General features: G+C 40.5%; 25 protein-coding genes and 2 pseudogenes. 10 read left to right on the top strand and 17 right to left on the bottom strand.

The window, feature by feature from the left end; genetic code table 11:
* Positions 1 to 253: 253 nt before the first annotated feature.
* The 3 genes from M3221_RS17725 to M3221_RS17715 form a co-directional block, all read right to left on the bottom strand.
* A complete protein-coding gene (locus tag M3221_RS17725) occupies positions 254 to 2,011 on the bottom strand; it encodes a SulP family inorganic anion transporter (protein WP_251273050.1) in 1,758 nt (585 codons plus the stop codon).
* 16 nt (positions 2,012 to 2,027) lie between these two features.
* Positions 2,028 to 2,624: a beta-class carbonic anhydrase gene (locus M3221_RS17720; protein ID WP_251273049.1), complete on the bottom strand. Its 597-nt coding sequence runs from the start codon at positions 2,622 to 2,624 to the stop codon at positions 2,028 to 2,030.
* Positions 2,625 to 2,921: 297 nt separating this feature from the next.
* The gene (locus M3221_RS17715; RefSeq protein ID WP_251273048.1) at positions 2,922 to 3,398 is read right to left on the bottom strand and encodes a sensor histidine kinase; all 477 of its coding nucleotides are present in this window, start codon (positions 3,396 to 3,398) and stop codon (positions 2,922 to 2,924) included.
* Between the two features lie 30 nt (positions 3,399 to 3,428).
* On the opposite strand from M3221_RS17715, the pseudogene M3221_RS17710 reads away from it, so the two are divergent.
* The 3 genes and pseudogenes from M3221_RS17710 to M3221_RS17700 all read left to right on the top strand — a co-directional run.
* Positions 3,429 to 3,542 (top strand): annotated as a pseudogene (locus M3221_RS17710) (oxidoreductase); the annotation flags it as partial.
* A 30-nt stretch (positions 3,543 to 3,572) separates the two neighbouring features.
* Entirely contained in the window at positions 3,573 to 3,980 is a 408-nt protein-coding gene (locus M3221_RS17705) for a cupin domain-containing protein (protein WP_251273046.1), read from the top strand.
* 202 nt (positions 3,981 to 4,182) lie between these two features.
* On the top strand, positions 4,183 to 4,479 hold the full coding sequence (locus M3221_RS17700) for a hypothetical protein (RefSeq protein WP_251273045.1): 297 nt from the start codon (positions 4,183 to 4,185) through the stop codon (positions 4,477 to 4,479).
* Between the two features lie 355 nt (positions 4,480 to 4,834).
* On the opposite strand, the gene M3221_RS17695 is transcribed toward M3221_RS17700, so the two are convergent.
* The 12 genes from M3221_RS17695 to M3221_RS17640 all read right to left on the bottom strand — a co-directional run bounded on the left by M3221_RS17695 (position 4,835) and on the right by M3221_RS17640 (position 15,985).
* The gene (locus M3221_RS17695; RefSeq protein WP_251273044.1) at positions 4,835 to 5,224 is read right to left on the bottom strand and encodes a PTS glucitol/sorbitol transporter subunit IIA; all 390 of its coding nucleotides are present in this window, start codon (positions 5,222 to 5,224) and stop codon (positions 4,835 to 4,837) included.
* 15 nt (positions 5,225 to 5,239) lie between these two features.
* Complete coding sequence (gene srlE, locus M3221_RS17690; protein WP_251273043.1) at positions 5,240 to 6,277, bottom strand: PTS glucitol/sorbitol transporter subunit IIB; 1,038 nt, start codon at positions 6,275 to 6,277, stop codon at positions 5,240 to 5,242.
* A gap of 21 nt (positions 6,278 to 6,298) precedes the next feature.
* Positions 6,299 to 6,832, bottom strand: coding sequence for a PTS glucitol/sorbitol transporter subunit IIC (gene srlA / locus M3221_RS17685; protein WP_251273042.1), 534 nt, complete (start codon positions 6,830 to 6,832; stop codon positions 6,299 to 6,301).
* Positions 6,833 to 6,872: 40 nt separating this feature from the next.
* Entirely contained in the window at positions 6,873 to 7,241 is a 369-nt protein-coding gene (locus tag M3221_RS17680) for a transcriptional regulator GutM (RefSeq protein WP_251273041.1), read from the bottom strand.
* A 49-nt stretch (positions 7,242 to 7,290) separates the two neighbouring features.
* Positions 7,291 to 8,238, bottom strand: a complete 948-nt coding sequence (locus M3221_RS17675; protein WP_251273040.1) for a sugar-binding transcriptional regulator — start codon at positions 8,236 to 8,238, stop codon at positions 7,291 to 7,293.
* A gap of 112 nt (positions 8,239 to 8,350) precedes the next feature.
* The gene (locus tag M3221_RS17670) at positions 8,351 to 9,643 is read right to left on the bottom strand and encodes an NAD(P)H-dependent oxidoreductase (RefSeq protein WP_251273039.1); all 1,293 of its coding nucleotides are present in this window, start codon (positions 9,641 to 9,643) and stop codon (positions 8,351 to 8,353) included.
* A gap of 590 nt (positions 9,644 to 10,233) precedes the next feature.
* Positions 10,234 to 10,662 carry a cupin domain-containing protein gene (locus tag M3221_RS17665; RefSeq protein ID WP_251273038.1) on the bottom strand — a complete coding sequence of 143 codons (429 nt, stop codon included), beginning with the start codon at positions 10,660 to 10,662 and terminating at the stop codon, positions 10,234 to 10,236.
* A gap of 66 nt (positions 10,663 to 10,728) precedes the next feature.
* On the bottom strand, positions 10,729 to 11,544 hold the full coding sequence (locus tag M3221_RS17660; RefSeq protein ID WP_251273037.1) for a pyruvate, water dikinase regulatory protein: 816 nt from the start codon (positions 11,542 to 11,544) through the stop codon (positions 10,729 to 10,731).
* 273 nt (positions 11,545 to 11,817) lie between these two features.
* Positions 11,818 to 12,267, bottom strand: a complete 450-nt coding sequence (gene rpiB / locus M3221_RS17655) for a ribose 5-phosphate isomerase B (protein ID WP_251273036.1) — start codon at positions 12,265 to 12,267, stop codon at positions 11,818 to 11,820.
* An 88-nt stretch (positions 12,268 to 12,355) separates the two neighbouring features.
* Positions 12,356 to 13,009 (bottom strand): fructose-6-phosphate aldolase, encoded by a 654-nt coding sequence (gene fsa, locus M3221_RS17650; RefSeq protein ID WP_251273035.1) that lies wholly within the window; start codon positions 13,007 to 13,009, stop codon positions 12,356 to 12,358.
* 35 nt (positions 13,010 to 13,044) lie between these two features.
* A complete protein-coding gene (gene tkt, locus M3221_RS17645) occupies positions 13,045 to 15,063 on the bottom strand; it encodes a transketolase (protein ID WP_251273034.1) in 2,019 nt (672 codons plus the stop codon).
* A gap of 160 nt (positions 15,064 to 15,223) precedes the next feature.
* Positions 15,224 to 15,985, bottom strand: coding sequence for a DeoR/GlpR family DNA-binding transcription regulator (locus M3221_RS17640; protein ID WP_242237928.1), 762 nt, complete (start codon positions 15,983 to 15,985; stop codon positions 15,224 to 15,226).
* Between the two features lie 309 nt (positions 15,986 to 16,294).
* On the opposite strand from M3221_RS17640, the gene M3221_RS17635 reads away from it, so the two are divergent.
* The 4 genes and pseudogenes from M3221_RS17635 to M3221_RS17620 all read left to right on the top strand — a co-directional run bounded on the left by M3221_RS17635 (position 16,295) and on the right by M3221_RS17620 (position 19,331).
* Positions 16,295 to 17,587: an NAD(P)H-dependent oxidoreductase gene (locus M3221_RS17635; protein WP_251273033.1), complete on the top strand. Its 1,293-nt coding sequence runs from the start codon at positions 16,295 to 16,297 to the stop codon at positions 17,585 to 17,587.
* Positions 17,588 to 17,595: 8 nt separating this feature from the next.
* Positions 17,596 to 17,934: pseudogene (locus M3221_RS17630) on the top strand (PTS glucitol/sorbitol transporter subunit IIB); the annotation flags it as partial.
* Between the two features lie 41 nt (positions 17,935 to 17,975).
* Positions 17,976 to 18,341, top strand: a complete 366-nt coding sequence (locus M3221_RS17625; protein ID WP_251273032.1) for a PTS glucitol/sorbitol transporter subunit IIA — start codon at positions 17,976 to 17,978, stop codon at positions 18,339 to 18,341.
* A 138-nt stretch (positions 18,342 to 18,479) separates the two neighbouring features.
* Positions 18,480 to 19,331, top strand: a complete 852-nt coding sequence (locus tag M3221_RS17620) for a Cof-type HAD-IIB family hydrolase (RefSeq protein ID WP_251273031.1) — start codon at positions 18,480 to 18,482, stop codon at positions 19,329 to 19,331.
* A 236-nt stretch (positions 19,332 to 19,567) separates the two neighbouring features.
* Here M3221_RS17620 and M3221_RS17615 read toward each other — a convergent pair whose 3' ends face one another.
* On the bottom strand, positions 19,568 to 20,080 hold the full coding sequence (locus M3221_RS17615; protein WP_251273030.1) for a GNAT family N-acetyltransferase: 513 nt from the start codon (positions 20,078 to 20,080) through the stop codon (positions 19,568 to 19,570).
* Between the two features lie 656 nt (positions 20,081 to 20,736).
* Between M3221_RS17615 and M3221_RS17610 the strand changes: the two genes are divergently transcribed.
* Genes M3221_RS17610 through M3221_RS17600 form a run of 3 tightly spaced genes read left to right on the top strand, consistent with a single transcriptional unit; the run spans position 20,737 to position 21,264 of the window.
* Positions 20,737 to 20,907: a hypothetical protein gene (locus M3221_RS17610; RefSeq protein ID WP_251273029.1), complete on the top strand. Its 171-nt coding sequence runs from the start codon at positions 20,737 to 20,739 to the stop codon at positions 20,905 to 20,907.
* Positions 20,908 to 20,933: 26 nt separating this feature from the next.
* On the top strand, positions 20,934 to 21,095 hold the full coding sequence (locus M3221_RS17605; protein WP_251273028.1) for a hypothetical protein: 162 nt from the start codon (positions 20,934 to 20,936) through the stop codon (positions 21,093 to 21,095).
* Positions 21,064 to 21,264, top strand: coding sequence for a hypothetical protein (locus tag M3221_RS17600; RefSeq protein WP_251273027.1), 201 nt, complete (start codon positions 21,064 to 21,066; stop codon positions 21,262 to 21,264). Before M3221_RS17605 ends, M3221_RS17600 begins: the two co-directional genes overlap by 32 nt.
* Positions 21,265 to 21,585: 321 nt before the next feature.
* Here the strand turns inward: M3221_RS17600 and M3221_RS17595 are convergent, their stop codons facing one another.
* Positions 21,586 to 21,786 carry a cold-shock protein gene (locus M3221_RS17595; RefSeq protein ID WP_251273026.1) on the bottom strand — a complete coding sequence of 67 codons (201 nt, stop codon included), beginning with the start codon at positions 21,784 to 21,786 and terminating at the stop codon, positions 21,586 to 21,588.
* Positions 21,787 to 21,792 lie beyond the last annotated feature (6 nt).

Below are 21,792 nucleotides of genomic sequence, written 5' to 3'. Positions count from 1 at the left end.
CTTTTGATCGTCAACTTACTTATTTATTCCATTAATTACTTCTTAGTAACTAATCAGGATTGTGCTTCCGGAGAGAAATATAATCTAAAAAGAGCTTGCTTTGATTAACGAATAGAAATTATGGCAAAGCATCTATTAATAAGATGGCTTGCCATAAGTCAATAGAAGAATACTAACTTCTCTTGTGATCATATTTTGGGGTGAATTTAAGACAAAAGTGAATCATAGTCCACAATAGAAAAATTGCCCATTTTCAAATCAATCCTGGCTCTTGTTTTCTCTTTTGTTTGAAAACGGCAGGCTTGGAAGCTTGCTGTGAAAGTGCTGTACATTCATTAAAAGAAAATTGTTTACACCCTTTGCAGCGATCAACATCTAAGTGTGATAAAGCTTTATCAATCGCATGACCCGTACGGGTAAAGATATGTTCCTTGCCTATTAGCTCATACAAACCCGTTTTTTCAAATAATTCTTTTGGCTGTTGCTGGATGCCAGAAATTATTACTTGCTGATGGGAAGCCTTGAATTGTTTCACAATGTTCGCGAGGAGTGCTTCTCCCGATGTGTCAATAAATGACACTTTGCTCATTCTTAATAGAAGAATTCTCGGTTTGGAACGAGCAATACTTTCTAGTTCCTCCTCAAGTCGTTCGGTCGAACCAAAGAATAAAGGTCCTTCTACTGTATAAATGTTAATCTGCGGACAGTTGGAACCTTCCAACACCATTTCAGGCTTCACTATTTTATCAGTCGGATCCGGTAAAACTTTTGACACTTTCACCGTACTGCTCATTCGTCCAACAAAAGCTAGAAGAGCTAAAAGCAAGCCAATTCCTACACCTGTTGTAAGATCCATAAAAACTGTTAACAGGAAGGTAACGACTAATACTAAGGAATCCATGGTTTTCGTTTTCAAGATATTCGCAAATTCTTTGCGCTCGCTCATGTTCCATGCGACAAACATAAGGATAGGAGCCATACTGGCTAAAGGAATGGCTGAAGCATATGGTGCTAAAATAACCAGCACTAGTAATACTACAACCCCATGTATCACACCCGATAAAGGGGAAGCAGCCCCGTTTTTAATATTTGTTGCCGTTCGCGCGATGGCTCCTGTCGCCGGAATTCCTCCAAATAAAGGGGCAACCATATTAGCTAATCCTTGGCCAATTAGTTCCTTATTGCTATTATGCTTGCCCTTGGTCATTCCGTCTGCTACTAGGGCAGATAATAATGATTCAATTCCTCCCAGCATAGCAATAACCAACGCAGCAGGAAGGAGTTCAATCACCAGGCTTCCAGTAATTTCAGGAAACGCAAAGTTCGGCAATTCATTAGGAATTGCGCCATAAGTCGACCCAATAGTGGCTACTTGATTAGGGAAGAACAACACAGCGGCCAGCGTTGATATAACTAATGCCAGGAGCGCCCCGGGAATCTTGGGTAAAAATCTTGGCGACAACAGCACGATAGCTAAGCTTATAATAGCTACGAAAACACTGTAGATATTCACCGTATTTAAATTCAATGCGATTTCTCTCATGTTTAAAAGGAATGCTTCTTCTCTTTCCAAATCACGGAGACCTAGAAAATTGGCAATCTGGCCAGAAAAGATGATGACAGCAATGCCGGCAGTAAAGCCAATCGTGACAGGCCGTGGGATAAACTTTATATATCTTCCTAATTTAAAAACACCCATAAGAAAAATCATAATGCCTGCTAAGAAACCGGCAATTAATAGTTTCTCGTACCCAAACTGTATGACTACTCCCAACAAAACTGGAACAAAAGCTCCAGTCGGGCCTGCAATTTGATACTTGGATCCTCCAAAAAGTGAAACCATTATTCCAGCAATAATTGATGTGTAAAGTCCGTATTCCGGCCTAACTCCTGATGCAATAGCAAAAGCCATCGCTAAAGGAATGGCTACAATTCCTACTACCAGCCCGGCAACAAGGTCTTTCTGAAAATGGCCTAATTTGTATCCATGAAATCTGCTAGAAGAAATCATTTGTAGTACCCTCCCTTTACACTCTAAATAATTTATTGTTACTAGAATCAACGCTATTATATCCGTCTACGATATAATCTAATTTACCTGTTTGGGGATGGATGACCATTCCATGAACGGCGATATTAGCGGACATTAAAGGGTGATTTTTGATCAGCTGAACACTATTTTTGACACTTTCCTCTACGCATTGAAAGCCTGTCAGCCATGCAGATAAATCAATACCGGCGTTCGATAGGGTATTGATTCGATCTTTGCTAACTCCATTTTCTTCTGCAGCCTTGAGAATCGAAGAAGATTGAAGGCCCACCATACCACATCCATGATGTCCAATCACACACACTTCTTCAGCTTTTAATTGATAAATGGCTACAAGAATACTGCGCATAATACTTCCGAAAGGGTGGGAGATAATTGCTCCGGCATTTTTAATAATTTTAGCATCCCCATTTTTTAACCCCATTGCTCTTGGGAGCAATTCCAATAATCGAGTATCCATACAAGTCAGGATAACTAATTTTCTGTCTGGATATTTCGTGGTGCGGAATTCTTCGTACTCTTTTTGCTGTACAAAAGCATTGTTGAATTCTAAGATTTCAGAAATCACATCCATTGAGCTCCTCCCTTTCTGCTTTTTGTTTTTTCTTTCAACCCAAAAAATTCATAATAACTATCCTGCTAAAGGCTAAATAAAAGGGTAGATTTCTGAGCAACGCCCTTTAATTTAAGCTTAAATTTACTTTACGGTACTTAAATTAAAAGAAAATAATAAAAAGATTAGAAAATGATGAGAATATTGTCAGGAATCAAAAAAGGAAAGCCATATAGTCATAGGGCTTTCCCTTTACTTTTGAATTCTACTTATAAACTAAAAATGATATTTCCCTCAAAAATCAGCAAAAACTATTAATTATTTTGGCAAAGTAACAACAAAACTAGTTCCTTCGCCTTCTTTGCTAAAGACATCTATGCTTCCTTGATGAGAATCTACGATCTGTTTTGCAATTGATAAACCCAGCCCAGTTCCTCCTGTTTCTCGGTTTCTCGCTTTATCGACCCGATAAAAGCGGTCAAAAATATGTGCGATATCTTCTTTCGGTATACCAATTCCATGATCCTTCACAGTGAAAAAAACGTGTTCGTTCTTATATCCGACATATAGCTTAATAGAAGAAGTGCTATATTTTAATGCATTATCAAGCAAAATAAACAATAGCTGCTTCATTTTTTGCTTATCTACGTTTGCTATTACCCTGTCATACCGAGTACATATAGAAATATGCTGGTCATAAACATTTTTAATTAATTTACTTGTTTCCTCACTGAGTGAAACTAAATCTATCTTTTTTATATCTAAATTCCATTCTGTATCGTGATTTGCCAGCATCAGCAGAAAGCAGGATTAGATGAATTTTACCAAGTGGCAATTGATGCTGACAGCATCGCTCGTGCAATTGCATTTGCCATTGAGCAACCATCAGATGTAGCCATTAATGAAATGATTATTCGTCCATCTGTTCAAGTTGGTTAATAAAAAATAAAGTTTATTGGAGGAATTAAAATGGCAAAACATGAAGAAGTAAAAAATGGCGTTATTTTCCCAGTGGGTGAAAAAAATGAAGCATATGCACAATTTTTTGTGGGAAAAAGTTATCTTAAAACATTAATTGCTGACCCTAAAGTGAGTGTTGGTGTTGGGAATGTGACCTTTGAACCGGGATGCCGGAATAACTGGCATATTCATCGTGATGGATTCCAACTATTATTAGTGACTGGTGGCGAAGGTTGGTACCAAGAAGAAGGAAACCCTGCTCAATTCTTAAAAGCTGGTGATGTTATTGTCACCCATGATGGTGTAAAACACTGGCATGGCGCTACAAAAGACAGCTGGTTTGAACACATTGCAATCACTGCAGGTACGCCGGAATGGTTGGAACCTGTCGATGATGAAACATATAATAAATTATAATTTGAAATAATAAATAGAGAAGAAGCCGATTTTTAAAGTTGGGAATCGGCTTTTTCTGCATTCTTTAGAGCTTTACTAGTCTGTCCACAAAGTATTTGGCACTCGAGCAAATTTCGCGTAAAAGTGTACTTATATAGAAGATCAGCTTATACGCAAAGGTTTAGGGGACTAGTACTTTATTGTAGTCGGAACCGATAATACATTGAGCTATATGGAAGGGATCTATACACATAGGTTAACACCTGACTATTCCATTGAAATGGGCAAGCGCCGCACAAAGCCAGGATATGCGGTGCTTAATCTGCGGGCAGTCTCCCTCACCTATCAAGTCATGTATCTGCTTTATCAGCATGTAAAGATGGATAACCGGCATATTGAAATGCTGGCGGACCGCCTAGTGCTTCATATGAAAAATACAATCCTTCGCGGAGTTTCAGAGGAATTGGGCGCCAGCTTGTATGAGGCCGCATTCAGTAAAGTCGAGAGCATGAAGCAATGAGTAATGAATCAGAAGAAGAAATGTGATCCATGTACCTATCAAGTGAGATTAAGGAATGCTTAAAGAAAGAGGCGGAAGAAAAGGTAGTAATATGCAGAAATAGCCAGGGATATAATTGAGAAAGCTTAGAACCATGACAAAAAACTGCTCTTTAAATAACATATAGTGAATTTATTAATAATTTTCTTTTTTTATAATTCATATTAAATTAAAGGTTAGTTTGAAACTTAAAAATATAAAAGCAGCCGTGGTAAATAAACCGAGGCTGCAAGCTGCCGACAAATTCGACAGCTATTAGAAAATAAAATGACCGTTAAGCAAGGGAATAAGCTTAACGGCCTGTTTGATGATTGAACTATTTTTTACTGATAGACAATTTTGTCGATACGGTAATTGTAGGCATCGATTTTTCTTCTACACACATCGTTCCCGGCAGGTCCGCATGGTCTGCCCCATTAAATGCGATCGTGCAGTGGCCAAGCTCACTCACTGTCTCATTTACTTTACCGCCGACAAACGTGATTTCATAAGACTGGTCGTCAAATGAGAGAATGTCGCCCGCTTCAATAGTGCCTTCTAATGAAACCACCGTATGGCTCACGGCGATGTCGCGCAAATCCTTTGGTGCACTTTCATTAAAAAGAATGAGCATTTTTTCTTCTGCAAACATTTCCACGTCTGCACCAAGCTCTGTAACGGTTGACTGATAGATTGTTTTCAGTTTTAAACTCTCTTGAATACTCATGATTCTACCTCCTGTTTATTCATACATACCGAAGCTTGCAAAATAAGCAATCACAACCGCAAGCGGCCCTGTAATTAAACGTGATATTAAAACAGCCGGCACCCCAACTTCTACTGTTTCCGGTTTTGCTTCCCCGAGTGTTAAGCCTACTGGCACAAAGTCTGCGCCCACCTGCGGATTAATCGCAAACAGGGCAGGGAGGGCGAGGTTTGGCGGGATATTCCCTTTGCCGATTTCCACTCCGACGAGTACACCAACGACCTGGGCAATCACGGCACCCGGCCCGAGCAGCGGTGACAGGATCGGCACGGCACAAATCACCGACAGAACGAGAAGCCCGAAGATATTGCCGGCAAGCGGCGATACAAAGTTGGCAATAATATCGCCAATACCTGTGTACAGGATAATCCCAATCAAGGTGCTGACAAGCGCCATAAATGGGATGATGTTTTTTAGTACCTGCTCAATTGTTTCACGGGCAGCCTGGTACAGCACCCCGATGACGCCGCCCATCGAACGGCCCAGCTTTTCAATGATGTTCTGCTTGCGCGGTTCGCCATTGCTGTCTTTCATCTGCGCGACTTTTTCACGTGCTTCTGCTTTCAGCTGCTGGACATTTTTCGGATGAGCTGCCGCAGTAACGGACGGTGCTGCTGTTCCATCTGCCGGCTGAATGTCCGGCTCTCTGACGCCGGAAACAAAGTTGTCTTCCTTGATAAATTTCATTAATGGGCCGGATGGCGATGTAGGTGTTAAATTAATCGTCAATACACCCATTTTAGGATACACACCACAGCGTGCTGTACCGCCGCAGTCGATCAACACACAGGCCATTTCCTCTTTGTCAATCGACGTTTTAAAGCCGTCAACTGCTTCCGCACCAGTTAATTCGGCAATGCGCTGAGCAACCGGGTGAATCCCTCCGCCAGTAACGGATACGACATACTTTTTCTGCTCATCCGGCTGGATGACAAGCGGCCCTCCCCATCCGTTGCTGCCTTTGGTAATTTTGACTGCTTTATATGCTGGATTTACTGCTTGATTTTCAGACATGTGCTTCTCCTCCTCTCTTCGTTAGTCCGTTACGGAAATACCCTGACGTTTCATCATTGTAATAGTAATGCGTTCTGTGAGAATTCCGCGGATTAACATTACGACCAGTCCAACAAGAAAGAACCGGATGGCCAGTGGTCCTGTTGAAAGACCAAGCGTTGTAATACCCTGTGCAATTCCCATGTAGATAAACAGTTCTGCCGCATTCGCATGCGGGAAAAGCCCTGTAATCGGATGGAGAAAGGATACGGTTGAATCATAAAATGCCGGCTTCTGGCGTTCCGGAAGGAATTTCCCGAATGTGTAGGCCATCGGATTAGTTAAAAAGAATACCGCCAAAAATGGAAACAATGTATAGCGCAAAATAATATTTTTCGTTGTTTTACGGGCAAAGCGGTCAATCCGCTCTTCGCCGATAATCTTAATTAAAGCGTTTACAGCAAGAATCAAACAAATGAGTGTCGGAATGATGCCGGTGAACATGTCCATAAAGGTTTCTCCACCTTTTTCGAACATTCCGATAAACCCTTCTGCGAATTTCACTAAGAAGTCCATTCTTTATTTCCTCCTCTTTTATGTTCTTATATGCTGAGGTCTAAACCGTGGTTGCCGTATTCATCTGTTGCTTTATTTTTTCAATCGCCATGTTAAGTGGGCTTTTCCATTTTTCATCATACAAGCTTGAAATATGTTTACCTGTAAACTTATGATGGTTTTTAAATTTCGCGAAAACCGTTACTCCATTCATCACGCGGCATTCTTCCACAATGCCTTCTTCATTTGTTACCAAAACAAGAACCGTTCCGGAACCAAGTTTTTTCTTTTCAACACCAACGCCGAGATAGCCTCCTTCTCGATTGCTCATCCGACGTATCGTCATCTGATAATGCTTCATTTGCCTTGCCGTGAGATAAAATTGAAGCAGCCACATGATGACGAATCCCGCAAGAAGATAACCCCACATTCGATGATCGCTCCTTTACAATGATTAATTACACCTTCCAGTGGTGAAATTAATCTTTTTCCTCTAAAAGTGCCTGGGCCGTTTCTTCATCGGTGATCAGCACTTCAATCAATCTGCCTTTTAACGCGGCCTTAATCGCTTTTATTTTTTCTTTTCCGCTCGCTACGCCAATCACAAGTGGAAGGTCCTTTAATTTTTCTACGTCAAATGCAATGATTCGATCATTCCATGCATTCTTCGAAGCAGAGCCGTCTTCATTGATGAAGTTATAACAAATGTCACCCACATCCTGTTGACCCGCAAAGAGATTTTGATATTCTTCACCCAAATAGGATTTCACCATGGTCGAATGCTGTGGCTTGCCGCCAATTCCCACAACAGCAATGTCGGCTTTTTCCGCAAGATCAAATACACTTTTAATCGAAGACTGCTGTTTAAACACTTCTTTTGCTTCTTTGGAATCGACCATTACGGGCGTATGAAGCAGTTTATACTGGGCGCGGCACTGGCGGGCCAGCGTGGCCACAATGTGATTCGCATGGATATCAACCCGTTCATTTCCCATGCCGCCTACTAATGGAACAAATACAACAGACGGATACTCCTGGCTTGTCGTAAGTGCTTTGGCAAATTCGTAAAGGGTGGTCCCGGATGAAATACCAATGGTTTGGCCATCCTGCATGACTCTCAATAAATACTTAGCTGCTGCTGCACCGAGCCGGCTTTTGGAGGATTCTCCGCCAAAACTGGGGATACAGATCACTTCCCGGATGCCATACGAACGTTCCACCTGCATTTCCAGCTGGCGAAATGGATGGATAATATCATCGTGAATGATAATTTCCACAATGCCCTGTTCTTTTGCTTTTGCTAAGTATTTCGAAATCAATGAGCGGCTTACGCCCATTTCTTTTGCAATTTCTGATTGTGTGGCACCTTCTTCGTAATACATGTGCGCCATTTTAACAAGAGACCGCCGGTCTTCAATAAACGTCATTGTTCTTACCCCTTTGACATGCTGATTGGGCAGGGAGCCATGTTTCCATGGGCGTACCCTCCCTGCCCGTTATACAAGTTGTTCAGCATGATCCGCTATGGCAGATAGTTTCTTACAGCGTAATGATGCTCGAAAGAAGCTCTTTCTGCAGGCCGTCTTCCGGGAATAAATGATTTTGAAGCTCTCTTAGTTTCCAAACCGTTGTGCTTGGATCGAGTTCTACATCATCTGTTGTTAAGAATTGGCCCTGCTTAATCGCTTTTTTCGCGACAACCTTGCCGCTGATCAAGCCGATTGGAATATGGCCGTTCCGTTTCATATCCTGATGGGTTTCCAGGACACCACGTACAGCATAGCCGCCGATTCCATCTAGTGTTTCACCCGGCTGGATGTCTTTTTTCGCCACCGCGACCGTTTCAGAAACCGGTGCGCCAAGCGGATGAATCGAAGAATCGTGCTGCAGTACCGCTTTGGCAATCGTGATTGGTGTTTCCAGGCTGGCAAGGTGATATGGACGGTATAAAATGTGGTGCTCTCTGTCACCTTTCTTCAGCAAATAATTCAGTTCGTGCGCTACCGCTTCGTTTTGGCCTTTTACGATCACAAATACGCCAGGTGCAAGACCATCTACGTATTCAACTACACCAAAATTGTTTAACACGCCGCCATTTTCTTTCACATCCAAATCTTTAATTACGGAATCAAGATCTCCAGCAATTCCATGCATGCCCACTACATCCGGTACAAATCCAATTGCATTAGACAGCAGGTTCATTTCAGCCATTGTCTTCGTGCCGTCTTGGAAAGCAGCCAGCATATGAGAAGACATTTTTTTCTTGTCTGCCTCTTCCTGAGCAGTGGAAGGATTGGCTGTGACATTTAATTTATTATTTTTTCCTTTACCAGCAACAAGGACTTCCATACCCATCGTTTTCGCAAACTCGAAGAGTTCAAGCGTTGCCGCAGGCTCATCACCTGCTGAACCTGTGTAAACTAGTCCAGCGTTCTTAAACATCTGGTGCATGACTGGACCAATTGTGATATCTACTTCAACATTTAATAAAACAAGGTGTTTCTTCGATCTGAACGCCTCAAGCGAAATATTGGCTCCTACTTCCGGAACACCTGTCGCGTCGACAATGACTTCAACATGCTGAGATTGAATTACTTCACGAAAATCATTGGATACAATAATTGACTCTTTTCGATCTGCCTGTGCGTTATAGTAATCTGCAGCTCTTTGAGCTGCTTCAACATTGATATCACTGATACCGGTTACACACATACCCGGAATACGTGAAATTTGACCAATCATCCCAAAACCCATTTGACCGGCACCGATAACTCCCACTTTAATTGGCTGATTTGCTTTTTCCCGAGCTACTAACTGTTGATAAATAGACATCCCTTATACCCTCCTATAATGAATACATGTATTGGTTTCAAATAATTAACATTAGTGAATTCCGTTATACTTTTAACTTGTTTTTCACAAATGATAAAACAACTAACATTTGTTAATACGATCTTACACAGAAATGAAAGGGCTGTCAATAATTTTCTTAGTAATTTTTTAGAACCTTGAAGTTCTCCTATTAAAGAAAACTTCTAATCCTCGGGCAGCTTGGATTACTTTGTCTAATTATCTCTTACAAGTGCTCATATTCAGTTATTCCGGACAGCATTTTACCGTCTTCACAATATAACTTTTTGCCCGATATAAAAAGCAGCATATAAAAACACCTTTAAGTTGTTTTTAGGTATTTTCGATACCAATTTTCAACTTAAAAGTGTTTTTATGTCCCCCTTTATAGAGTTAGTCCTACATTAATCTTAAAGGGTTTTTAGATTCAGTTGTCATTTTTTGATTGTTTAATATCATAAAGGGCGATTATTTTTTTAGGTTGGGTGTATATGCGGAAGAAAAAAAAGACATTTAAGTGATAATTGGTTATAAAAACTTTACGTGGCCTTATCACTAATTGCTACAGAATGTTATGATTCATTCACCTTTTTCATCCATGTCTTAATTTCTTTTGATGGTTCTATAACAACCTTATCATCACCAGGTGGTGATTTGATAAAGAAAATTGTTGTTCCTGGTTTGGAACGTTGTGCATATCGAATGCCCGGAGGTGTTATATAAAAGTCTCCTGCATAAAAACTGTATTCTTCTCCACTTTCAATATCGATGTATTCTGTTTCTCCACTAATGATATATTGGTATTCATATGCTTGTGTATGGTAATGTGGTGCTTCACAGTTAGGCTCATTATAAGAGGTAATGCCGATTTCTAATTTATCATCTTTAAAGTGATTTAATTCTTGAGGCCTTCCCAGATTCCCTACCAAATATTGTCTAGTTGTTTCTTCAAAAACTTTAGTAATTTCTTTGTTTCTAATAGTAAAGATTTCTTTTGACATATTGATTTCCCCCTTTTATTTTATCTCTCTGTCCTTCATCAAAGATGTATATCATTTCATCCATTATTAAACACTCATCTCAATGTTTAAAATATCCATGATATAATTTGCTGTTTCTTCGATCGCTTTATTGGAAACGTCAACCACAGGACAACCTACTCGTTTCATCACTCTTTCGGCATAATCCAGCTCTTCAAGAATCCGCTCAAGCTGGGCATAATTCGCTTCTGGTTTTAAGCCTAGTGTTTTTAATCGTTCCCTGCGAATATCATTTAACTTGTATGGACTAATAACGAGACCGACACACCTATTTCTGGGAATACTAAACAGTTCCTCAGGAGCCGGTGCTTCAGGAACGAGCGGTATATTCGCCACCTTGTACCCTTTGTAAGCTAGATACATAGATAACGGCGTTTTGGATGTTCGTGATACCCCAATTAATACAATATCAGCTTTTACAATACCTTTGACATCACAGGCATCATCATAATTTACCGCAAATTCCATCGCTTCTACCTTTCGGAAATAGTCTTTATCTAATTTTCTTATCATTCGAGGTGTACAAACCGGCTCCCTATCAAACTTCGTTATAAACGCATTCATCAGTGGATGGAGTAAATCCACCGCTAGAACTTGCTCTTCATTTGCTCGTTTATTAAGGTAATTTTTTAAAGAGTCTATAACTAACGTGTAGGCAATAATTGAATTCGTTTGTTTCGCTTCTATAATGACCTCTTCTATATCAGACTCTTTATCGACATAAGAGTTTTGATGAATCTCAAGATCTCCTCTAATAAATTGGTTAGCAACCGCTTTCACAACAAACTCAGCGGTTTCTCCAACAGAATCCGATAAGAGATAAACGATATCCTTCTTGCACATGTGGCATTCACTCCTCACTCTTTATAATTTTGTTTCCAGTACCTGTGTTGATCCCTATCAAAAGATTTCAATCCGTTGAAGCTTTATACATATTTATTTCATTTTTAGAGGGGCCGCCGAAATTAAATATAAGGCGGCCCTGTGAAATTGCACTTTCATGCTGTATCGCCATAACCAGGCGTGTCTATGTAATCATCATCGAAAAATTAGCTTTTGAATGAACATCGAAAGCATGGAAGTCTTTTTCGCAGGAGAACTTTCTCTTTTGTTCAATTAAGCGTATTGCTTTTCAATTTCTTTGATTTTATTAACTCTAGTTTCATGCCGGCCGCCTGATTCAAATGGAGTTTCAAGCCAAACCTTCACAATATCACGTGCAAGACCTGGACCAATCACCCGCTCACCAAGTGCCAGCATATTTGTATTGTTATGTTCTCTCGTTGCTTTTGCGCTAAATGTATCGTGAGCAAGGGCACAACGGATACCTTTTACTTTATTTGCGGCAATACTCATTCCAATTCCTGTCCCGCATACTAGAATGCCTCGGTCTGCTTCTCCGCTTACGACTTTTTGGGCCGCTGGAAATGCATAATCTGGATAATCTACAGAGGCAGTGCAGTCGCATCCAAGATCTATGTACTCAAGATTCATTTCTTTTAAAAGTGAGATAATTTCCTGCCGGATTGTAATACCTCCATGGTCAGAAGCGATGACAATTTTCATTTGATTTCCTCCTATATGTGAAGAAGACAGCCAGGAAGTTACATTTTCCTGACTGTCTTCTATATGGTTAAATTAAACGTATATTTTTTTAGCTAAGAGTTCCCTGAAGTTTCCCCCAGTCCTTCATAAATGTTTCAATGCCGGACGTTGTAAGAGGGTGATTCCATAGAGACGGCAAAATGCTGCCAGGAATAGTTGCAATATGTGCGCCAGCAAGAGATGACTGAACAAGGTGATCCAAGTTACGAATGCTTGCTGCAATGATTTCTGTCTCATAACCGTATCCTTGCAGTACCTCTTTTAAGTTCCGAACCAAGCTGATGCCATCTGCGCCGATATCATCCAATCTTCCGATAAAAGGACTGATGTATGTGGCACCTGCTTTGGCAGCCATTAAGCCTTGGGCTTCGGTAAAAATGAGGGTAACATTTGTTTTAATGCCTTCTTGCGCTAACTGATAGGTTGCTTCCAGCCCTGCTTCGGTCATTGGGATTTTTACGACAATATTGTCTGCCCAAGTAGCAATTTCACGGCCTTCCTGAATCATTTCCTCCGCTGTAAGACCGATGACCTCAGCGCTGACTGGGCCACTGACGATTGAACAAATTTCTTGAATGCGTGTTTTAAAATCCGCGCCTTCTTTTGCGATAATAGAAGGGTTTGTTGTCACACCATCTACTAGGCCAAGTTTTACAATGCGCTTAATTTCCTCTAGGTTTGCTGTATCCAAAAAGAATTTCATTATTTTTCCTCTTTTCTTAAAGTGATGATAAAAAATTAGGACAAGCGTTTCTTAATTTGAGAAACAATGCTTTCTACTGTAAATCCAAATTCTTTGGCAATTTGTGCGCCTGGCGCAGAGGCACCAAACGTTGGAATACCGACAATTAAGCCTTTTCGGCCCACGTAATTTGCCCAGCCAAATGGCGATGCAAGTTCAATCGCAACATTTAATGTATTGTCTGTTCCTAAAATACTGTCTTGATATTCTGCTGTCTGTTTTTCAAACAGTTCCCAAGATGGCATGCTGATAACGCGTGCACGGATTCCTTCTTGAACAAGCTGCTCTCTTACCTGAACAGCAAGTGATACTTCAGATCCTGTTGCCATAAGCTGGACGTCATACTCAACCTGCTCAGTACCTGCTAAAACATATGCACCTTTTGCAAGTTGGTTTAGGGCTGTTTCCCGTTCAACCGTTACCTTGATATTTTGGCGGCTCAGTACAAGTGCCACTGGACCATTTTGATTTTCAGCTGCGTATTTCCAGGCAGCAACCGTTTCATTGGCATCAGCCGGGCGAAGCACTGTCATGTTTGGAATCGAGCGCAAAGCAGCTAGTTGCTCGATCGGTTCATGGGTCGGACCGTCCTCGCCCACAAAAATACTGTCATGCGTGAAAACATACGTAACCGGCAAGTTCATTAAAGCAGCCAGGCGAATGGCCGGGCGAAGGTAATCAGAGAAAACAAAGAACGTAGAGCCAAATGGTTTAACGCCTCCATGAAGTGCCAGACCGTTTAATACAGCCCCCATCGCAAATTCCCGTACACCGAAATAGACGTTACGCCCTTCATACTGACCTGGCGCAAACCGGTCTAATCCATTTAAATGGGTCATGGTCGATGATTCTAAATCGGCAGAACCGCCAAGCAAGCTTGGAATTTGCTGAGCAAGAGCATTTAACACTTGGCCTGAAGCGATACGGGTAGAAATTTCCGTGCCTACTTCATATGCTGGCAATGTTTCATCTTGAACGTATAATGGACCGTTTTGTAAGTCTTGTTCAAGACTTTGAGCAAGTTCAGGGAAGGTTTGTTTATATTGTACAAGCAAAATCTCCCATTGCTGATTCGCTTCTACGCCTTTTGCCTTGATTTCTTCGTAGTGAGCTCTCACTTCTTCAGGAACAAAGAAATCTTCTTGTGGCCATTGATAGAATTCCTTAGTTAAAGCAGCTTCTTCTTTGCCAAGCGGTGAGCCATGTGTTCCCTTGTGGCCGCCTTTTCCGCCTTTATTTGGGCTGCCGTATCCCAATGTCGTAGTCACTTCAATCAATGTTGGTTTCGATGTTTCTTTTTTCGCTTCCAGCAGCGCTTGCTCGATGCTTTGGATATCATGCTGATCGGATACTTTTAACACTTGCCATCCGTACGATTCAAAGCGCTTTCCTACATCTTCTGAAAAAGAAAGGTTCGCTTCACCGTCAAGCGTAATGTTGTTAGAATCATACATCATCACAAGTTTGCCAAGCTTCAGGTGGCCAGCAAGAGACGCAGCTTCTGCTGAAACGCCTTCCATTAGGTCGCCATCACCGCAGATCACATACGTATAGTGGTCTACAATAGCGAATTGTTCTTTATTGTATTTTGCGGCAAGATGCGCTTCTGCCATTGCCATACCTACGCCCATTGCTACGCCTTGTCCTAGGGGACCTGTAGTTGCATCAACACCCGGCGTATGGCCGTATTCTGGATGTCCCGGTGTTTTACTTCCCCATTGTCTGAACTGCTTTAAATCTTCAAGTGATACATCATAGCCGCAAAGATGCAGCAGGCTGTATAAAAGCATAGAGCCATGTCCTGCTGACAAAACAAAACGGTCACGGTTAAACCATTCAGGATTTGCAGGGTTGTGATTCATCACCTTGCTCCACAGTGTATAGGCCATAGGAGCAGCGCCCATCGGCATGCCGGGATGGCCAGATTTCGCTTTTTCTACTGCATCAATTGACAACGTTCTAATGGCATTGATCGCTAATTGTTCTATTGAATTTGAAACCGAAACAGTGCTCATGTGTAGACTCCTTTTTGTCTGAAAATTTGTGATAGTTCACATCATAAAGCACAAAACGAACAAAATCAATCAAAATTTTATAAAAAATGAACATTTATAAACATTTATAAAAAAATAAAAGTGCAGAAGAACTCTTCTGCACTTTGAAAAATAGATAAAATTAAACGGTATAAACCGTTACCCCTGCTTCTTGAAATTGTTTTACTTGGGTTTCGGAGGCTTCTTTTCCTGTAATCAATACATCAATTTGAGCAACAGGCGCTACATTGTGCAAAGACACACCCCCAAGTTTTGTATGGTCCGTTACCACAATCGTTTGCTCGGCTGATTCAATCATGCTGCGTTTAGCAGAAACAAATTGATCATCAAAATGAGTTAATCCAAGCTTTGGATGAATTGCTGGAATAACAATAAAGGCTTTCGTCACATGCAGCTTTTTTAAGGCATGATCTGTAAAAAGACCGTTTAACATATAACTTTCAGGAGAAAGTACACCCCCCGTTACGATTACTTTAATATCTTTGTTATTTTGCAATTCCGCTGCAATTTTAATGTCGTTGGTGACAACGGTAATATTGGATTTGGCAGACAACAACCGGGCGATTTGAAAAGTTGTGGTTCCTGAATCCAAAATAATGCTATCTCCTTCGTTGATCATTTCTATCGCACGTTCAGCAATTGATGTTTTTTCCTCAACACGTTCATTCACGCGGACCGTGAAAGAAGGTTCTGAACTCACCCTTTCCACAAGAACTACTCCACCGTGTGTTCTTCTTAAACGTCCTTCTTTTTCAATTTCACTTAAATCTCGTCTGATGGTTGCTTCGTGGACACCAAAGTCCTGGGAAAGCTGCGCCACTGAAGCTACACTATGTTTTCGTACATAATCAATGATTTTCAACTTTCTTTCAGCAGCAAGCAATGGTTGTTCTCCTTTCTGTCGATTTGTGTATTTTTCACAACTGTTCACCCATTTTATCATAGTGTTTTTATTTATTAACTATTTTCAAAACTAGAATCTAAGCAAAGACCACGAATTTTCTTTGTCTTCTTTGCTAAGGGCATTTTTCGATTTTAAAAAATAATGGTTTGACAGAGTTTTCAGAATCGTGTAAGATTCAAATTGTCAAATGATAATACTGTTAACAAATGATAATTATTTATAAAAAGATGAATTCATTTCACAAATGTTAAGACTTTCGCATTATCAAAAATTCTGGGAGGCTACAGTATGTCAATCTATCAACAGTTAGTAGAACGGGAAAAAGCAAATCAGCCAATTAAAGTAGGAGTGATCGGTGCCGGACAGATGGGCTTTGGCATGATCGGGCAAATCTCACGTATTCCGGGTATGAGTGTAACCGGTATCAGTGACATTAATGTTGAAGCTGCTCAAAGAGCGGCAGATTACTATAACGCACAGGCAGACAGAAAAGAATCGATTATTGTATCCAACGATTTTCGTGAAGTGATTCAATCTCAGAATGTTGAAGTCATTGTCGACGCGACAGGCGTTCCTGAAGTCGGAGCCAATATTTCGCTTGAGGCGTTCAGATCGAAGAAACACCTTGTTTTATTAAATGTTGAAGTAGACATTACGATTGGTCCAGTCATGCACCAGATGTTTAAGAACGCTGGACTAGTTTACACAGGTTCAGCAGGTGATGAGCCTGCGGCAACACTTGAACTCTTCGAGTTTGCCAAAACAATGGGTATGGAAGTCCTTGTTGCTGGTAAAGGAAAAAATAATAAATTGAATGTCACAGCTAACCCTTCCACTGCGCAGGAAGAGGCAGACAAGAAAAAAATGTCTTCGCATATGCTGGCTGCTTTCCAAGACGGCACGAAGACAATGGCTGAAATGAACCTGCTGTCTAATGCAATTGGATTTGTACCGGATGTAGTGGGCATGCATGGAATTGCTGGAGATCTTGATTCCGTAATTAAAGATTTGGATGTGAAAGAAAATGGCGGCGTGTTAAACAATTTTGGTGTAGTTGAATACGTAGATGGTCTTGCACCTGGCGTATTTGTGATCGTAAAAGGCCAAAACGAAGCGGTAGCGCACGAACTGAATTATTTGCTGAAGAAAGGTGACAGAGAGCACCACATTTTATACCGTCCATATCACCTTGCCAGCCTGGAAACACCAATCACGATTGCCAAAGCGGTACTGCAGCACGATTCTTCGATTCATCCGCTTGGCGCACCGGTTTCTGAAACGGTCGCGGTGGCGAAAAAAGACATCCAGCCGGGTGAAACACTCGATGGAATCGGCGGCTATGCGGTCCGCGGCGTATTAGAAACCCATCAGGATATGAAACGGAACGGCCATATTCCAATCGGCTTGATCAGCGGCAAGGTTGTCGCGAAAAAAGCGATTAAGCAGGGCCAATTCTTAACAACAGATGATGTAGAACTCGATCCAAGCACAACGGTTTGGAAACTAAGAGAGCTTCAAAATCATTTATTCCCGGAAGACGGCCTACAAAAAGAGCTTCTTTCGAGCCTTATCACTTTATAACACAATCTGCCGGCAATATCTTTGGGCTTCTCGTTCTTTCTATTATTTGTACAATCCCAATTTTATCTCCTTTGCTTGGACCGGGTTCCGTGATTGCACAAGTCGTCGGCGTACTCGTCGGAGTGGAAATCGGCAAAGGGAATATCCCGCCAAAACCCGCCCTCCTTGCCCTGTTTGCGATTAACCCGCAGGTAGGCGCAGACTTTGTGCCCGTGGGCTTAACACTCGGGGAAGCAAAACCGGAAACCGTTGAAGTCGGGGTGCCAGCTGTTTTAATGTCACGCTTAATCACAGGGCCGCTTGCCGTTGTGATTGCTTATTTTGCAAGCTTCGGTATGTATGAATAAGGGAGGAATCAGGAAACATGAACACTATGGGAGGACTACAAATGAAAACCATCTACCGGTCAACAGTTACAGAGCTTGGTGCAGACGTGGAAATCTTTGCAGAAGAAAAGATGATCATTCTTTTTAATGAAAGTGCGCCGAAGGATTTGCGCGACATCGCCGTGAGCCATACAGTGGTTCCATTAGAAGGCACGATTGAAGCTGGCGACATTCTTTCATTTGACGACCAGTCTTACGAAATCACGTTTGTCGGCGGGAAAGTAAATGAGACAGTGAGTGAGCTTGGCCACTGCACGATCGCCTTTAATGGAGCGGATCATGCAGACCTGCCGGGAACGATGTGTGCAGAAGAAAAAGCAATGCCTAACATTACTATATCCACAAAATTGTCTATCAGTAAAAAATAATTCAATCATCAACCAGGCCGTTAAGCTAACCACTCTAGCTTAACGGTCATTTTATTATCCTCTTTGTTAATAGTAGAAAGTAAATAGTAGAGGCTCCCTCCTATTATTTTTAAATCAACATAGAATAGGTGTGCGAATATGAAACTAATAGCTATCGATTTAAACGGTACCCTTTTAAATAAAAAGAATCAAATCAGCAGAAAAAATATTGAAGCGATTAAAACAGCCCAGAAAAAAGGAATTGAAATTGCAATTGTAACCGGAAGAGCTCATTTTAATGTTCATTCTATTTTAAAGAATGCTGGTATTTCTGCCTGGATCATAGGCGCCAATGGAGCGACCATTCACGACAAAAAAGGAACGCTTTTACATGCGAAGTCTATTAAGAAAAACGATGCAAAAGAAATACTCGATTATTTTGCAGAACACAATATGTATTATGAAGTTTTTTCCGACCAAGTCATTTATACACCCCAAAATGGACGGGACTTATTAACAATCGAAATGTTTAAACTGAAGAATGCGAACCCAAAAATAAACCTAAAAGTATTTCAAGAAGCGGCAGAAAGACAGTTCAGCCAGGGGAAATTTGAATTTGTTTCCTCTCATTTAGACATTCTGGATAAAACAAGTGAATTTTATAATTTTCTTGGGTTTTCTTTCTATAGGGAAAAAATCAACGATGGCTGGCAGTATTTTGAACAAAAAAGAGAGCTGGCAACTGCCAGCCTGGCTAAACATTTATTCGAATTGACACATTCTGATGTTTCAAAAGGCTGTGCTGTCAGGTATTTGGCTGGGAAATTAAATATCGAAAGAGAAGATATTATAGCTATTGGAGACCATTATAATGATCTTCCTATGTTTGAATCTGCAGGACTAAGGATTGCGATGGGAAACTCCGTCCGAGATATTAAGTCTTGTGCGCATCACATAACTTTATCAAATGATGAAGATGGTGTGGCCCATATCATGAAGCTGCTTATTTAAATTTTATCTATATCTTTATATAGCGGTATACCTTCTTTTGTTTTTTATTGATCTTTGCAAAATGGTCCTCCTGGTTAACCTCTGATAGTAATTGGTTATTCGATTGGCTGCTAAGGACTTATTTATTGACTATAAGTAGTTAAAAACATAAATTCTTCACGAAAACAGCTCTAACTAAATTGTCTTGACGAATTAGTTAGAGCTGTTTTTGAGGTATTTAACTTCATTAAATTAATTTATTCTTCTGAAGGCACTTTAGGTCCTTTTAAATCCAATTGATAAAAAGCAAGATCCAGCCATTTATCAAATTTAAATCCAGCTTTTTTAATTACACCAGAAAATTCAAATCCCATTCTCTCATGCATTTTTATACTGCCTTCATTTGTTGCATCAATTCCAGCAACAAGTGTTGCATATTCTCTTTCATTAGCCATTTTTATTAATTCTTGCATTAATTTTTTCGCAATACCCTGACCCCTATAATTCTTATGAACATAGACAGAATGTTCTATTGTGTATTTATAGGCTGGCCAGGCTCTAAAAGGACCAAATGTAGCAAATCCAACTGCCTTGCCATCTTGTTCGCATACCAATACTGGATAACCTTCTTCTATCTTTTGCTTATACCAAATTTGTCTGCTTTCAAGAGTCTGAGGTTTATAGGTATATACAGCCGTGGTATGAAGAATTGCATCATTATATACCTCTAAAATATCCCTTAAATCTTTTTCCGTTGCTTCCCTTATCATTTTTTTCTTCCTCTCGCCTAAATTTGATTTTCCATATTTATTTTAGAACTCTTCATACATAACGTAAAATTGAAATTATTTCTATTCCTTTGGAAGGAAGCAATCTAATTTAAGCAGGGTTGGTGAAACGAAACGCTGTATCTTTATCAGAAGAGATTCTAGTATATATTGATTTTTGAGAGTGGCTTTAGAAGAATCTATGCCAAAAAATGTGTAGAGTCAGCGTGACAGGCTCTTCCTTCTATCTTTGGTACATAGGATTGAACCGTACCGCTGCTCCATCTTTTTTAGAATAGGCATCGAGCATGCCCTAAAAAACGGGCGCTCACCCGTCATGTGTATTCCCTTCTTTTCTCAATTGCAGCCAAAGAAATTGTCCTCATGACAAAAGATATTACAACAATTCTTTCTATGATCTTCACAACATACTCAACATCCATAAATTATCATAATAACAAAAAAAGCTCCGGGGAAAAACCTCGAAGCATCGTAAGAAATGTAGATGCAGATATTATCACAATCTGACAAAATTCAGTGAGCTGCACGAAAGGAAAATTTAGGAATCCCGGTTCTCCCAGCGACAATACTACAATAAAAAGCCAAAGAAACCGTGTACCAGCGCTTTTCTTCCCCCTTCTCTTCCGGAAGCAAAACTTATGCGCAAAGGTTTAGAGGACTGGTACTTTATTGTGCTGGGAACCGACAATACCTTCAGCTATATGGAAGGGATCTATACACATAGGTTAACACCTGATTATCCGATTGAAATGGGCAAGCGCAGCAAAAAGCCTGGATGCCGGCCGTCTATTCCCTTACCTATCAAGTGATGGATCTGCTTTACCAGCAGGTTCCAGTGGTCAACATATATATGGAACGGTTAAAGGACCGATGGATCATTCATATGAAAGATGCCCGAGTGAATGGTGTTTCGGTTGAATTAGCTGACTTTATTAAACGTTCGGCTAAACAAGGGCGTGTGCGGTATGTTCCGGAATATGAGGCGCTTAAGTATTGAATCGGAGGAGGAATTGCTGTCGGTTTCCCTGTCAGTCGATATTAAGGACTGGCTGCGAAGTAAAGGAGAACAAACGGGCAAAAGTATGCAGGATATTGCGGCGGAGATCCTTGAAGAAGTATATAAACACGAACAAGGCCCCAACAGGGTTACTATCAATAATTTTTAAGCATTCAATTAAAATCGCGGCTGGTTATCTAAGTCAGCCCTTTATTTTTATATCTCAAGATTGTAATTATTTAGTTCCTGCTTCTTTATTAAACGCTGTTTTCGTATAGATTGTTGCTATTTCTGTAAAATGTCTAAATAATAATCTAATATGTCATATGCCTTAATAGGAATTTTTATTTTATTACCCATATATCTCTATACTACAAGATACGAACCATTTTACTTTGTTTATTACCCTACCCGTAAACCAGTAGGGTATTTTTTCTTGTAAGAAATTAAAAAACAGACCCATTTAGAGTCTGTTTTGATTGGCGGCTAATTATAATTTATGAACATTAACGGCTTGAGGTCCTCTTTGACCTTGTTCAACCTCAAATTCCACTTCTTGTCCTTCATCAAGATTCTTGAAACCTTCACCTTGTATTGCTGAGAAATGTACAAATACATCTTCTCCGCCGTCACGTTCAATAAATCCAAATCCCTTTTCACCATTAAACCACTTAACTTTTCCGCGTTCCATTATTTG

Source organism: Domibacillus indicus (assembly GCF_023715895.1).
Classification (GTDB): domain Bacteria; phylum Bacillota; class Bacilli; order Bacillales; family Domibacillaceae; genus Domibacillus; species Domibacillus indicus_A.
The sequence above is the reverse complement of the archived record's forward strand: the minus strand, read 5'-3'. Positions and strand labels throughout refer to the sequence as shown.